General features: G+C 62.5%; 10 protein-coding genes. 4 read left to right on the top strand and 6 right to left on the bottom strand.

The window, feature by feature from the left end:
- Window positions 1-32 precede the first annotated feature (32 nt).
- Window positions 33-515, top strand: coding sequence for a homoprotocatechuate degradation operon regulator HpaR (gene hpaR / locus ACI3GR_RS04210; RefSeq protein ID WP_407492795.1), 483 nt, complete (start codon window positions 33-35; stop codon window positions 513-515).
- Between the two features lie 5 nt (window positions 516-520).
- Here hpaR and ACI3GR_RS04205 read toward each other — a convergent pair whose 3' ends face one another.
- A complete protein-coding gene (locus ACI3GR_RS04205; protein ID WP_407492794.1) occupies window positions 521-1,666 on the bottom strand; it encodes an acyl-CoA dehydrogenase family protein in 1,146 nt (381 codons plus the stop codon).
- On the bottom strand, window positions 1,663-3,789 hold the full coding sequence (locus tag ACI3GR_RS04200) for a 3-hydroxyacyl-CoA dehydrogenase NAD-binding domain-containing protein (RefSeq protein ID WP_407492793.1): 2,127 nt from the start codon (window positions 3,787-3,789) through the stop codon (window positions 1,663-1,665). The genes ACI3GR_RS04205 and ACI3GR_RS04200 overlap by 4 nt, the downstream gene beginning before the upstream one ends.
- Before the next feature lie 99 nt (window positions 3,790-3,888).
- Between ACI3GR_RS04200 and ACI3GR_RS04195 the strand changes: the two genes are divergently transcribed.
- Window positions 3,889-5,088: an acetyl-CoA C-acetyltransferase gene (locus tag ACI3GR_RS04195; RefSeq protein WP_407492792.1), complete on the top strand. Its 1,200-nt coding sequence runs from the start codon at window positions 3,889-3,891 to the stop codon at window positions 5,086-5,088.
- 68 nt (window positions 5,089-5,156) lie between these two features.
- On the opposite strand, the gene ACI3GR_RS04190 is transcribed toward ACI3GR_RS04195, so the two are convergent.
- A complete protein-coding gene (locus ACI3GR_RS04190) occupies window positions 5,157-6,725 on the bottom strand; it encodes an AMP-binding protein (protein WP_407492790.1) in 1,569 nt (522 codons plus the stop codon).
- A gap of 84 nt (window positions 6,726-6,809) precedes the next feature.
- On the bottom strand, window positions 6,810-7,670 hold the full coding sequence (locus ACI3GR_RS04185; protein WP_407492788.1) for an IclR family transcriptional regulator: 861 nt from the start codon (window positions 7,668-7,670) through the stop codon (window positions 6,810-6,812).
- Window positions 7,671-7,900: 230 nt separating this feature from the next.
- Between ACI3GR_RS04185 and ACI3GR_RS04180 the strand changes: the two genes are divergently transcribed.
- Window positions 7,901-9,460, top strand: a complete 1,560-nt coding sequence (locus tag ACI3GR_RS04180) for a class I adenylate-forming enzyme family protein (protein WP_407492787.1) — start codon at window positions 7,901-7,903, stop codon at window positions 9,458-9,460.
- A gap of 30 nt (window positions 9,461-9,490) precedes the next feature.
- On the top strand, window positions 9,491-11,020 hold the full coding sequence (locus ACI3GR_RS04175; protein WP_407492785.1) for a long-chain-fatty-acid--CoA ligase: 1,530 nt from the start codon (window positions 9,491-9,493) through the stop codon (window positions 11,018-11,020).
- A gap of 56 nt (window positions 11,021-11,076) precedes the next feature.
- Here ACI3GR_RS04175 and ACI3GR_RS04170 read toward each other — a convergent pair whose 3' ends face one another.
- Both ACI3GR_RS04170 and ACI3GR_RS04165 read right to left on the bottom strand, forming a co-directional pair.
- Window positions 11,077-12,288: an acetyl-CoA C-acetyltransferase gene (locus ACI3GR_RS04170; protein ID WP_407492784.1), complete on the bottom strand. Its 1,212-nt coding sequence runs from the start codon at window positions 12,286-12,288 to the stop codon at window positions 11,077-11,079.
- An 18-nt stretch (window positions 12,289-12,306) separates the two neighbouring features.
- Entirely contained in the window at window positions 12,307-13,473 is a 1,167-nt protein-coding gene (locus ACI3GR_RS04165) for an acyl-CoA dehydrogenase family protein (RefSeq protein WP_407492783.1), read from the bottom strand.
- Between the last annotated feature and the right edge of the window lie 102 nt (window positions 13,474-13,575).

The following is a 13,575-nucleotide window of genomic DNA, read 5'->3' as shown; positions in this document are numbered from 1 at the left end:
TCAATGATTAACATGTGAAATAATATACCCGAATGACGAAGCCCTCTTCCACAACCGCACCCAGCACCGCGTCTACGGCGACCCTTGCCCGGACGCGCCGGACGTTGCCGATCGCCTTGCTGCGCGCACGGGAAACTGTGATGGAACGGTTCCGCCCGCTGCTGCATCGGCACGACATCACCGAACAGCAGTGGCGGGTCGTGCGCGTTCTGGATGAGGCCGAGGCACTGGATGCGTCTGAACTGGCCGAGCGGGCGGCGATCCTTGCCCCGTCCCTGTCACGTATCCTGAAAACGCTAGAGGCACGCGGATTGATCGAGGTGCGCAAGGATCAGGCCGACGGGCGTCGCACGCTGATTAACCTGTCCGACGCTGGCCGCGCCTTTCTGGCCGAGGCCGCGCCCGAAAGCGCCCAGATCTATGCCGAGATCGAGGCGCTGGTCGGTCGCGACCGGATCGAGGCGCTGATCGACGAAATCGACACGCTGATCGTAAAGCTATCGGACCCGAAATAGCCGGGTCACAGCTTACGGCTGATGATCTCTCTCATCACCTCGGAACTGCCGCCGTAGATGCGGGTGACGCGCGCATCGGCCCAGGCGCGGCCGATGTCGTATTCGCGGGTGTAGCCATAGCCGCCGTGCAATTGCAGCAGGACGTCCAGCACCCGCCCCGACATCTCGGTCGAGGTCAGCTTGGCCGCCGCCGCCTGTTCGGGGCTTAGCTTTCGTTCCAGATGCGCGGCGAGGCATTGGTCGATGTAGGTGCGGCACATGGCGATTTCAGCAGCAGCTTCGGCCAGACGATACTTGGCCGTCTGGAAATCGAACACCGACTGGCCAAAGACTTTGCGCTCATGGGTGTAGGCCGTGGTGGTGGCGTGCATCGCCTCCATCGTCGCGACGGCGCGCAGGGCGATAATCAGCCGTTCCTGCGCCAACTCTCCCATCAGGTAGTAAAACCCGCGGTCCGGTTCGCCCAGCATATTGCTGGCGGGCACCCGGACATTGTCGAAAAACAGCTCTGCCGTGTCCTGCGCGTGCTGGCCCAGCTTTTCGATGGATCGACCGCGGGAAAATCCGTCACGCGTCGCCTCAACCAGAAACAGCGACACGCCTTTGCGGCCCGCATCCGGGGTTGTCTTGGTGACAAGGATGATCAGATCGGCGTTGTGGCCGTTGGTGATGAACGTTTTTTGGCCGTTGATGACATAGTCGTCGCCATCCTTCGTCGCCGTGGTCCGGATCGAGGCCAGATCGCTCCCTGCGCCGGGTTCGGTCATGGCGATGGCGGTGATGACCTCACCGCGGGCCATCTGGGGCAGCCAGTGTTTCTTCTGCTCTTCCGTGCCGTAGTTCATCAGATAGGGCGCGACGATGTCGGAATGCAGATTGAAGCCGGGGCCGCTGGCGTTCACCTTGGCCAATTCTTCGATGATGATCGCGGAATGACCGAAGTCGCCGCCCATGCCGCCGTATTCCTCGGGCTGTGAGGTCAGCAACAGGCCCGCCTGCCCGGCCTTCAGCCACGCCTCGCGAGACACACGATGGTCGCGTTCCCATTGGTCGTGGTGCGGCGCGATTTCTGCGGCAACGAATTTGGCCACGCTGTCGCGGAACATCTCGTGATCTTCACGGTAGGGGCGCGGGAACGTCAGAAAGTTCATGCGTAAAATCCTTTTCCGTCAGCCGCCATCTGGCGCAGCGTATTGGGCGGCGTGAAGCGCGCGCCTGCGGTCTCGGCCAGCGACTCGCAATCTTCCAGAAACTGCTGGCTGCCGATCATGTCGATGTAGGAACAGACGCCCCCCGTATGTTTGGCAAAGCTCCAGCCAAGGACCGAACCAAGGTCCGCCGTTTCAGGGCGATCAATGACCCCTTCGTCAAAGCATTTGATCGCCTCGATCCCCTGAATGTGCAGGATACGTTTGCGGATCTCGTCAGGCTCTGGCTGGATGTTTTTCAGCGGCCAGTTGTCGGCCAGACCGGGCCACAGCTTCGCGCCCGCGTCGGTGTAATCGTAGAACCCTTTGCCGTTCTTGCGACCCAGACGCCCTGCCTCGACCAACGTCGACAGCACGGCGATTTCGGGTGTGATTTCGTCCGGAGTGCCCCGGTCGGCGGCTTCTTGTTTGCGCACGGCCAACATCAGATCCAGCCCGACACCATCGGCCAGCATCAAGGGACCCGCAGGCATCCCGGCGGCCGAAGATACGTTTTCGATCATCGCGGGCATCACCCCGTCGCGCAGCAGGGCCATGCCTTCGTTCACAAAGGACGACACGCAACGCGAGGTAAAGAAGCCCGGGCCGTCGTTCACCACGATCGGCACGCGTTTCAACAGCTTTGAGATGTCCAGCGCATGCGCCAGCGTTTCGTCCGACGTCTCAGCCCCACGGATAATTTCCAGCAACGGCATGCGCGGCACCGGAGAGAAGAAGTGCATCCCGATGAACCGATCCGGGCGGGTGGTATTTTCTGCCAACTGCGTGATCGGGATTTTTGAGGTGTTGGACCCAAAGAAGATGTCGTCGCCCGTGACCGCCAGCGCCTTTTGCGTGGCGTCGCGTTTGACGTCCCGGTCTTCGAAAACGGCCTCAATCACCGCCTGCACACCGGCCAGCGCGTTGAAATCATGGGTAAAGGTGATGCGGCCCAGCATGTCGTCGCGCTTTGCCTCGGTCAGGAAGCCGCGAGCGACGGTTTTGTCCAACCCGGCCTTCATCCGGTCAAAGGCTGCGCGGGCGCTGTCTTCATCACGCTCGATCACGATGGCCTCGACCCCCGCCTTGGCGGCGACCTCGGCGATGCCTGCGCCCATGGTGCCACCGCCAAGGATGCCCAGCTTGGTCACGGTCAGCTCTGGCGCATCGGGGCGCATGTCGGCCTTGCGGGCGGCGTTCTGGGAATAAAAGAACGTGCGCACAGTGTTCTGCGCCACATCGCCCGGGAAGATTTCCAGCACCTTGGCAAATTCAACCCGCAGGCCGATGTCGATATTGGTGCGCAGGCCCTCGTAGACGCAGGACAGGATGGCGATGGGCGCGGGGAAATTGCCGCGCGTTTTGGTGTGCTGCTTGGCGCTTTCCATTTGGAAATAGGCCTGAGCGTCGCGGCTTTCGATGTCTATGCCCGGCAGGGTCCAGCCCTTGCGATCCCACGGCTGGGCGGGGTCATCACAGGCGTCGATCAGAGCCCGCGCCTCGGCCAGAAGATCGGCCTGCGGCACAATCTTTTCGAACAGCCCCATGTCCACGGCGGCCTGCCCATCAAATGGTTTGCCGGTCAGCATGATGTCCAGCGCCTTCTTGATCCCCACAAGGCGCGGCAGGCGTTGCGTGCCCCCTGCCCCCGGCAACAGGCCCAGAGTGCTTTCCGGCAAGCCGTACAGCGCCTTGGGGTTTTCAGCGGCGATGCGATACCGGCAGGCCAGCGCGATTTCCAAACCGCCGCCCAGTGCCGTTCCGGGCAGCGCGGCCACGGTGATCTTGCCGCTGGTCTCGATCTTGCGCAGCATATCCCGGACCGGGGCCATCAATGGTGCGACCTCTTCTGCCGGGCGACCGCGCAGTGACTGGATGAACCGCAGATCGGCGCCCGCGATAAAGCTGTCCTTGGCCGAGGTGATGATGATCCCGCGCACGGCGTCATCTTCGATCAGCGCGGTCGCGGCCTCGACGAATTCTTTGCGTGCCTCTGGGGAGAGAACGTTCACCTTGCTGTCGGGCATATCCCAGATCAGCGTGGCGATCCCGGTGTCATCCGTTTCAACCCGAATAAACTTCGACATTATGGTCCTCCTCCACGGTCTTTGATTGGGATACCCAGCCGATTTCTTGTTTGCAATACCGCGTGGTGAAATTTATATTTCACACAAAGGGAGAATTTCATGACCGACGTGTACATCTATGACGCCGTGCGCACGCCGCGCGGGAAACGCAATGGCGGGGCGGCGTCGATCACGCCGATCCAACTGGGGGCCACCCCCCTGCGTGCGCTGGCGGAGCGGAATGACATCGCCGATAACACCGTCGGCGACGTGGTTCTGGGCTGCGTCGTCCCGGTCGGAGAGCAAGGCGGCGACATCGCCCGCGCATCAGTTCTGGCGGCGGGCTGGTCGCAGGATGTCCCGGCGGTCCAGTTGAACCGATTCTGCGGATCGGGCCTTGATGCTGTCGGTCAGGCTGCGGGTCAGGTTGCGGCTGGCATGGTCGATGTGGCGGTGGGCGGCGGCGTCGAAAGCATGAGCCGCGTTCCAATGGGCGCGGATCGTGGGGCCTGGGCGTCTGACCCGTCAGAGACGTACATGACGCACTATGTCCCGCAGGGAATCGGGGCGGATGTTCTGGCCACGAAATACGGGTTTTCCCGTCAGGACGTGGACGCCTATGCCGCCGAAAGCCAAGCGCGGGCAGCGGCGGCCGTTCAGGGCGGACGCTTCGACAAGTCGATCGTGCCGATCAAGAATTCCGCCGGTCTTGTGGAATGCGATCGCGACGAACACATGCGCCCCGGCACGACGGTGGAAAAGCTGGGCAAGCTGCCCGCCGCATTTGAGGCCGCAGGCAAGGCCGCCTTCGATCAGCGTATCCGGTTCAAATATCCCGAACTTGAAGCCGTCAGCCACGTGCACACTGGCGGCAATTCGTCGGGCATCGTGGATGGTGCGGCAGCCGTTCTTCTGGGTACAGAGACGGCGGGCGGTACCTTGGGCAAGAAACCCCGCGCCCGCCTGCGGTCTTGGGCCACAGTCGGGTCAGAACCGTCGATCATGCTAACTGGCCCCGTCCCTGCTGCCGAGGCCGCATTGAAGCGGGCAGGCATGAAAATCTCGGATGTCGACCTGTTCGAAGTGAATGAAGCCTTCGCTTCGGTCGTCTTGTTCACGATGGAAGAGCTGAAGCTGGATCATGCCAAGGTCAACGTGAACGGCGGGGCCATCGCGCTTGGCCATCCGCTTGGCGCTACTGGGGCGATGCTATTGGGGACCGTGCTGGATGAATTGGAGCGTCAGGACAAATCCGTGGGCCTTGTCACGCTCTGCGTTGCAGGCGGCATGGGAACGGCAGCGGTCATCGAACGGATCTGAGGCCAAGCCCCGAGACACGGAAAACGCCAGCCCGTCGCGGCTGGCGTTTTTGTTTGGTGCGGCCGACCTTAAACCTGCCGTGCCTGCCCTTCCCAATGCGGGGCGCGCAGGGCCACTTTGTCGATCTTGCCCAAGGGCGTCTGCGGCATCTCTGTCACCACTTCGATCGCCTTGGGGCAATAGATCGCGCCTTTGGTCGATTTGATCGTCTGGTGCAGACGGTCCGTGTCGATCTCCTGCCCCGCACGCGGAACCACATAGGCGACGACCGCCTCGCCCCATTTTTCATGCGGGACTCCGATGACCGCGGCCATCGACACGGCAGGGTCTTCATAGATCACGTCCTCAAGTTCCTTTGGGTAAATATTGAACCCGCCCGAGACGATCATGTCCTTCTTGCGATCTACGATATATAGCCGCCCCTCTGCATCCGCGCGGGCGATGTCGCCAGTGTGCAGCCACCCGCCGTACAGCGCTTTAGTCGTTTCTTCGGGACGGTCGCGGTAATCGATCATCACGGTCGGGGATCTTACGCAGATCTCTCCGGCCTCCCCCACCGGGACTTCTTGTCCGTCGTCATCTAGCAGCTTGACCACGGCACCCGTCGCAGGACGACCACAGGACAGCAGCAGCTCCGGCCGGTCGGGATCATGGTCTTCGGGGTCGAGGAACGTGATGGGATAGCATTCGGTCTGACCGTAGAACTGCGCGAAGATCGGGCCGAAACGGTCGATCCCCTGCCGCAGCCGCGATGGCGACATGGGTGAGGCCCCGTAAAGCAGCAGCTCGAGCGACGACAGGTCGCGGCGATCGATGTCAGAGTGGTCTAGCAAGGCGTAGATCATCGTCGGCACCAGAACGGTGTAGGAAATGCGCTGCGTCTCGATCAGCTCAAGCACCCGCGCGGGATCAAACCCGCGCACCATGTAGATCATCCCCCCACGCAACAGCGTCGCCACAAGCTTGACCCCACCCACGTGGCTGATCGGGGCGACGGCCAGATAGCGCGGCGCATTGGGCAAATGGAAATCAGCAAGGATGTTCAGTGTCATCTGTCCGATAGCGCCCTGCGTCCGCACGACCGACTTGGGCCGCCCGGTGGTGCCACCGGTAAAGTTCAGCGTGCCCGGCAAATCGAAGCGTTCAACCAGCGTGATCGTGACATCGGCTCTGGCTTTCGCCCGTGCCACCAGATCATCCGCGCCGCCACCGCCCAAGAATACGTGGTGCGGTTCTGGACAGGTCTTAGCGATCTGAGCGGCGGTTTCGCGATGGCTGTCAGCGTCGGACACCACCACGGCCGGGGCCAGTTCGCGCACCTGCGCGACGTGCATGTCTGCCGCGCCAAGGGGATGCAGGTTGCTGATCGCCGCGCCAAGGGCTTGTGCTGCGATGACGGTGCACCAGGCTTCGACACGGTTGGCCGACAGGATCGCCACGTTGCGGCCCGGGCCCACGCCCATATCCCGCAACTCGGCCTGAAGTCCCGCAATCAGTTGCTCCGTCTGGCGATAGCTTAACTCTCCTCCGTCCCAGCGAAAGGCGATCCGGTCAGGATAGCGCCGCAATGCCCGCAGGGCCAACGCCGCATCGGTCGGGCTTTCCTGCAGGTTCACCTGTGGTTCGATATCGGTCATCGCGGTCCTCCCTCCGCTAGCACCTGACAGCGGCGCGTCCCCCGTCATTGATTTTGCTGCTGCGATCTCCCTCCGCGGCGCGCCCTACCAAGGAGAGCGCCAGCCCAACTTCGCCGCCAGATGCAGCAACCTTGGGCCGAATTCTTCCTCTAGCCGGGGGATATCCAAAACGAAGGACGGCCCACCGCAGTTCATGGACATATACGTCTGGTGATCCGCGTCATAAATCGGCGTGGCCACCGCACGCACATTGGCGCGCCATTCGCGGTCCACGACGCAGAACCCCTTGGTGCGCACGTCTTTGATGCTGGCTTCGATCCGGGCGCGCAGGGCGGGCCATTCCGCTGCATAGATGATTTCCCAGCGGTCGAACTTTTCCTGCAGTTCCGCCTCGGTCAGGCAGGCCAGATAGGCACGCCCGACGGCAGAGCTGGCCATGCTGACGCGCGATCCGACGTCCAGCAACAAACCATCCGCCCCGGGGGCCGAACTGGCGGCGACATAGACCATCGTGTCTTCTTCGGGCCATGCCAACGCAACGGACGCGTTGGACGCCGTAGCGATTTCCTGCATTCCCGCTTGGGCCAATTGCCGGACTCGCAGCTTGCCCAGAACGGTGTAGCCAAGCGTCAGCAGCGATGGGCAAGGATAGTATTTCCGCGACGAATTGCGTTTCAGATAGCCCAGTTCGGTCAACGTATGGGTCAGCCGCGTCACCGTTGCCTTGGCGATGCCGGTGCTTTCGGACAATTCGTTGTTGCCCATGGCCCCGTCGCGCAAACGGAACGCCTGAAGGATCTGCATGGCCCGCGCGACCGACCAGATGAATTTGCGATCCTCACCATATTCCTCTTCGAGCGAGGCGAGAGAGCGCGACGCGAACACGCGCGCCGGCGTTTTGGGATGCGGATCCGCCTGTGTGGTCTGCGCGGTGGTCTTTGTCATTCCGTTCCCTTTTCGATCAGACTGCCTGACCTTCAAGACCTTATCGGCCCCGGGTCCGAACACGCCAGACCCCGGCATCGGAATACCGCTTAAAGCACCAGATGCGGCCCAAATGAATGGCAGGGTTGTTCCAGAAACACAATTCTTAATTTCACTGTGCGGTATCAATGGCCATGCCTTTCCGGACATGATAAGCGATCACGACAGGTCGTCAGGAGGAGGGGACCGACATGACACACGCGCAGCACCAAGAGGCCGCGGGGCAAGAACCGCTTGCCGATCGCTTTGCCAGATTTCACGAACTTGTCGCCCACTGGGCCGAGGTCGCGCCGAAATCGCCAGCCCTGATCGAAGGCGACCGCACGATCACCTACGGTCAGCTGGACGATCTGGTGAACGACACCGCCGCCAGCCTGTCAGATGCGGGCCTGCGCGAAAACGACCGTATTCTGATTGTTGCGGAAAACTCCTGCTCGGCCATCGTGCTGATCACGGCGGCGAACCGGCTTGGGGCCTGCTGTTCGATCTTGAACGCCCGCATGACCGCCACCGAAATCCGCGCCATCGCAGACTTTGCCGAACCGCGCATCATAGCCTTCCCCGTGGTCGATCCCGCGATATCAAACGCGGCCGGGGCCTTGGCTGAAGAATTTGGGGCGACGCCGCTGATCACCTCTACGTTCTTTGGGACGATCAAGGTCTGCCCAACGGCCGACTCCACCCCCAACCCCTCGCAGGACGACCCTAGCGAGGATCTGGGGCTGATCATGTTCACCTCTGGCACGACGGGAACGCCGAAGGGCGTGATGCTGACCAACCGCACGCTTCTGACGCAGGGCGAGGCACAGGTTATCAACCGCGAACTGACCGCTGACGATGCGATCTACCTTGTGTCGCCCCTGGCGCATTCGATCGGGTTGTCGTCGAACCTTTTGTCGGCTTTTGCCTCGGGCGCGCGGCTGCATGTGACGCCCCGGTTTGCCGTGTCCGATCTGGTGCAAAAGATCGCGGCGGGGGATGTCACGATGGTGGTGGCGGTGCCGCAGCTTTACACTCGGATGCTGGAATATATCGCGGAAGAAAACCTTGATATGTCGAACTGCCGCCTGCGGGTCGGCGCATCCGGCGGCGCGCCTTTGGACCCGGCCCTGAAAGCGCGGGTCAAGCAGGTCATGGGCGTCACCCTGTCCAACGGTTATGGCGCGACAGAATTCGTGCCGGTCACGCGCGTCCCCATCGGGATGGAGGCCGACAGCAACGTGGTTGGCCTGCCCTCTCCGGGGGTTGAAGTGCGGATCGTGGATGCCGATGGCCACGACGTTCCGCAGGGCGAAAGCGGAGAGATCTGGTCGCGGGGGCCGTTCTGTATGAAGGGCTATTTCCGCAACCCTGACGAAAGCGCCAAGGTCATGAAACCGGACGGCTGGCTGGCGACGGGGGATCTGGGTGAGATCCGCCCCAATGGGATGCTGGCGATTGTCGGACGGCAGAAAGAGATCATCATCCGGTCTGGCTTTAACGTCTATCCCACCGATGTTGAGGCCGCGCTGACCGCCCATGACAGCGTGATGGAGGCCGCCGTGATCGGCCGCGCGGTTCCGGGAAATGAAGAGGTCGTGGCTTTCGTCACCGCCGCGCCGGGGCACAGCATCGACACCGATGACCTGATGGCCGCCGCGCGGGACAGCCTGACCGCCTACAAAGTCCCCTCAGAGATCATCGTGATCGACAAGATGCCCATTGGCCCGACCGGCAAGATCCAGAAAGCACTGTTGAAAGACAGGCTCTGAGCCCGCGCAAACCGATCAGGAGATACCGACATGTTCCGATTTTCGGATGTTCTGACCAAGGCCGCGCGCCAGTGGCCCGACTGCCCTGCAGTGTCCTGGCCCGACGGCTCGGTCACTTGGGCACAGCTTGCGGCGCGCGCCGGGGCCTTGGCCGACGCTTTGGCCGCGCGGGGTGTGAAAACGGGCGACCGGGTGGCCTATCTGGGCTTCAACGGCATTTCAGGCGTCGAAACGCTGTTCGCCGCACCCTTGATCGGCGCCGCAGCGGTGCCGTTGAACTATCGCTTAGCGGATGGTGAGTTGATCGACATGCTGAACGATTGCCGCCCCACTGCGGTGATCGTCGATGCGACGCATACGGATATGCTGGCGCGGCTGCTGCCCTCCTGCCCGTCGGTCAAGGTCGTTCTGTCCGAAGCGCCGTTGGACGGTATGGAAGACCTTGCGCAGGCCCGCGATACGGCAACACCCGCCGACCGCCGCCCCTCGGGCGGGGATGAGATGCTGGTGATCTTCTACACGGGTGGCACCACGGGCCGGTCCAAGGGCGTGATGCTGTCACACACTAACATCTATTCAAACGCCATGGGCATCTTGGCGAACTGGGACATCAGCGAGGCGACGCCCTATGCCATGACAGGGCCGCTCTTCCACTCTGCCGCGGGGGCGCGCATGTATGGTGCGGCCTTTACCGGTCAGCATGTGGTCATGCAGCCCAACTTCGACATCGAAGGGCTGCTGCGCCTGATAGAACGCCACCGGATCGAGATCGCGCAATTCGTGCCGACGATGATCGCCATGATCCTCGATCACCCTGCGTTCGGTCGCTACGACACGTCTTCCTTGCGGATGATCACCTATGGCGCGGCCCCCATGCCGCCCGCGCTGCTGGCGCGCACGATGAAGGCGTTTCCGGGCGTGAAGTTTGGACAGGCCTTCGGCATGACCGAAGCTTCTCCGATCCTGACGCTGCTGAACCCCGAAGATCACGACGAGCCCACGTCACCGCGTCTGCATTCCGTGGGGCGTCCGGTGCCCTTTGTCGACATGGTCGCGCTTGGCGAAGATGGCACCCCCCTGCCCCCCAACGAAATCGGAGAGCTGGCGGCGCGTGGCGCAAACATCATGCTGGGATACTGGGACCAACCGGACCTGACCGCCGAGGTCCTGAAGGACGGCTGGTACCATACAGGCGACGCCGGATACATGGACGAGGACGGGTATTTCTACGTCTCGGGCCGGATCAAGGACATGATCATCACAGGCGGCGAAAACGTCTATCCGATCGAAGTGGAACAGGTGCTGTCCCACCATCCAGCCGTCCGGGCCGTGGCCGTGATCGGGTCGCCTGACGACAAATGGGGAGAGCGGGTGCACGCGGTGCTAGAGCCGGTGCCTGGGCAGTCCGTCAGTGCAGATGATCTGATCGCCTACTGCCGTGACCGACTGGCGCATTACAAATGCCCCAGCCGCGTGACCTTCTGGGACGGAGAGCTGCCGCTGACCAAGGTCAACAAGATCGACAAGGTCGCGCTGCGGGCCGCAATCGCAGGCAAATGAACCGCGCATAGAAAAAGGCCGCCCGAACAGGCGGCCTTGTCAATTCATAGGTCAGATTAGGCGCGTTCGAAAATCGCCGCCAGCCCCTGACCGCCGCCGATGCACATCGTCTCGATCCCGTATTTGGCGTCGCGACGCTCCATCTCCCTTAGCAGGCCTGCCATGATGCGCCCGCCAGTCGCCCCCACCGGGTGACCCAAAGAGATGCCCGACCCGTTCACGTTCATCCGCGCATAGTCGTCATCGCCAAAGCCAAAGGCCTTGGTGCAGGCCAGAACCTGCGCGGCGAAGGCTTCGTTCAGTTCGATCAGATCGATGTCGGACATGGTCAGACCGGCACGGTCCAGCGCGGTGTTCACCGACGGGACAGGACCGATCCCCATAACCTCGGGTCCGACGCCCGCCACGGCCCAAGCCTTGATGCTGGCATAGGCTTTCAGACCCAATTCATCCGCGACGGCCCGCGTCGTCACGATACTGGCCGATGCCCCGTCGTTCTGACCGCTGGCATTGCCCGCGGTCACCGTGGCCTGATCGTCCACGCCGCCGCGGATCGGGCGCAGCTTGGCCATGCTTTCCAGCGTGGCGTCGGGACGGGGATGTTCGTCCTTGTCATAGGTCGTGTCGCCCTTGCGCGACGACACGGTGACCGGGATGATTTCATCATCGAACAGCCCGCCCTCTTGCGCGGCCACGGCACGGCGATGACTTTCGACGGCGAATTCGTCCTGCGCGTCGCGCGTGATCTGATATTCGCGGCGCAGGTTCTCGGCCGTTTCCAACATGCCGCCCGGCACAGGATGGTTGATGCCGCCGGCGGTGACCCGCCCCTTAGCCAGCGCATCGTCAAAGACCATCGCGGTGCCCTTGATGCCCCAGCGACCCTTCGTCGAATAGAACGGCGCGTTCGACATGGACTCCGCACCGCCCGCAATCACCAAAGTCGATCCGCCGGTCGCAACCTGCATCACCGCGTTCAGCACGGCCTGCAGACCCGAACCGCAACGACGATCCAGCTGATAGCCGCCCGCCGTCTGCGGCAGGCCCGCGTCCAGCCCGACGACGCGGCCCAAAGCCGGTGCATCCATCGACGGATAGCACTGGGCAAAGATCACGTCATCGACGCGGTCACCCGGCAGGTTGGTGCGGGCCAGAAGACCCTCAATCACCGTGCGACCCAGCTGATGCGCATGCAGGTCTTTGAACTGACCACCAAAGCGGCCGACGGGGGTGCGAACCGGTTCGCAGATAACGACGTCTTGTAGCATGTGCTCTCTCCCTACCGCTTACATGCGGTCTTGCGCGGCTTTGACGATATTGCGCGCGATTATGATCTGCTGAATTTGGCTGGTGCCTTCGTAGATGCGCAGCAGGCGCGCGTCACGGTACAGCCGCTCGATCGCGTATTCCGCCATGTAGCCCGCACCACCGTGCACCTGAACGGCACGGTCGGCCACGCGACCTGCCATTTCGGAACAGAAATATTTGGCGCAGGACGCCTCTAGCACCGCCGCGCCGGTTGCGTCGTATTTGCGCGCCGCATCGCGGACCAGTGCCCGCCCGGCGGCCAGATCGGCCTGACAATCGGCCAAAAGGCCCTGCACCAACTGATGTTCGCAGATCGGCACGCCGAACTGCTTGCGGTCTATGGAATAATGCAGCGCCTCGTCCAGCATCCGCTGCGCCGTGCCGACGGCCATCGACGACACATGCACGCGACCACGGTCCAGCACCTTCATCGCGGTTTTGAAGCCGCGGTTCACATTGCCCGGGCCGCCGACAATGAATTCTTCGGGGATGCGCACGTCTTCAAGAATGACGTCAGAGGTCTTGGTGCCCTTCTGCCCCATCTTGCGATCCGGCGTCGCGATGGTGATGCCCGGCGTATCGGCAGGCAGCAGGAACGCCGAAACGCCGCCAGCGCCCTTGTCGTCCGGGTTCGTGCGGGCGAACAAGGTAAAGACATTGGCGCGGATCGCGTTGGTGATATAGCGCTTGGTGCCGTTGATGACATAGTCGCTGCCATCCTTACGGGCCGAGGTTTTGATATGCGACGCGTCCGACCCGTTGTCAGGTTCGGTCAGGGCGAAGGATGCGATCAACTCGCCAGAGGCGAGGCCGGGCAGATACTGCTGTTTCTGCGCGTCGGTGCCCTCCATCACGATGCCCTGCGCGCCGATGCCCACATTCGTGCCCACCAGTGACCGAAACGACATCGACGCATAACACAGCGCCTCAACCACCTGGCTTTCCTGCAGCACGCTTAGCTCCAGCCCGCCGAATTCCTCAGGGATGGACAGACCGAACAGGCCCAGATCGCGCATTTCCTGCACGATGTCCTCGGGAATGTCGTCCAGCGCCTCGACCTGATTTTCCGCCGGGATCAGCCGTTCGCGGGCAAAGCGCGCCACCGTATCCAGAACCTGCTGAAAGCTGTCATCATCCATCGCCATCGACGTCTCCTCACCTTGATCATCCGGGCGGCGGGACGGGCCCGACGCGTTCTGAAGCCTGAGACCTTGTGTCAGCATAGTTTCAAAATGACAATACGGAAT

The organism is Pseudooceanicola aestuariicola (assembly GCF_045763785.1).
Taxonomy (GTDB): domain Bacteria; phylum Pseudomonadota; class Alphaproteobacteria; order Rhodobacterales; family Rhodobacteraceae; genus Pseudooceanicola.
The sequence above is the reverse complement of the archived record's forward strand: the minus strand, read 5'-3'. Positions and strand labels throughout refer to the sequence as shown.

What these genes read in the sequence shown, in the direction of transcription:
- hpaR (WP_407492795.1), top strand. Translation starts at nt 33, where the DNA reads ATGACGAAGCCCTCTTCCACAACCGCACCCAGCACCGCGTCTACGGCG.
- ACI3GR_RS04205 (WP_407492794.1), bottom strand. Translation starts at nt 1,666, where the DNA reads ATGAACTTTCTGACGTTCCCGCGCCCCTACCGTGAAGATCACGAGATG.
- ACI3GR_RS04200 (WP_407492793.1), bottom strand. Translation starts at nt 3,789, where the DNA reads ATGTCGAAGTTTATTCGGGTTGAAACGGATGACACCGGGATCGCCACG.
- ACI3GR_RS04195 (WP_407492792.1), top strand. Translation starts at nt 3,889, where the DNA reads ATGACCGACGTGTACATCTATGACGCCGTGCGCACGCCGCGCGGGAAA.
- ACI3GR_RS04190 (WP_407492790.1), bottom strand. Translation starts at nt 6,725, where the DNA reads ATGACCGATATCGAACCACAGGTGAACCTGCAGGAAAGCCCGACCGAT.
- ACI3GR_RS04185 (WP_407492788.1), bottom strand. Translation starts at nt 7,670, where the DNA reads ATGACAAAGACCACCGCGCAGACCACACAGGCGGATCCGCATCCCAAA.
- ACI3GR_RS04180 (WP_407492787.1), top strand. Translation starts at nt 7,901, where the DNA reads ATGACACACGCGCAGCACCAAGAGGCCGCGGGGCAAGAACCGCTTGCC.
- ACI3GR_RS04175 (WP_407492785.1), top strand. Translation starts at nt 9,491, where the DNA reads ATGTTCCGATTTTCGGATGTTCTGACCAAGGCCGCGCGCCAGTGGCCC.
- ACI3GR_RS04170 (WP_407492784.1), bottom strand. Translation starts at nt 12,288, where the DNA reads ATGCTACAAGACGTCGTTATCTGCGAACCGGTTCGCACCCCCGTCGGC.
- ACI3GR_RS04165 (WP_407492783.1), bottom strand. Translation starts at nt 13,473, where the DNA reads ATGGCGATGGATGATGACAGCTTTCAGCAGGTTCTGGATACGGTGGCG.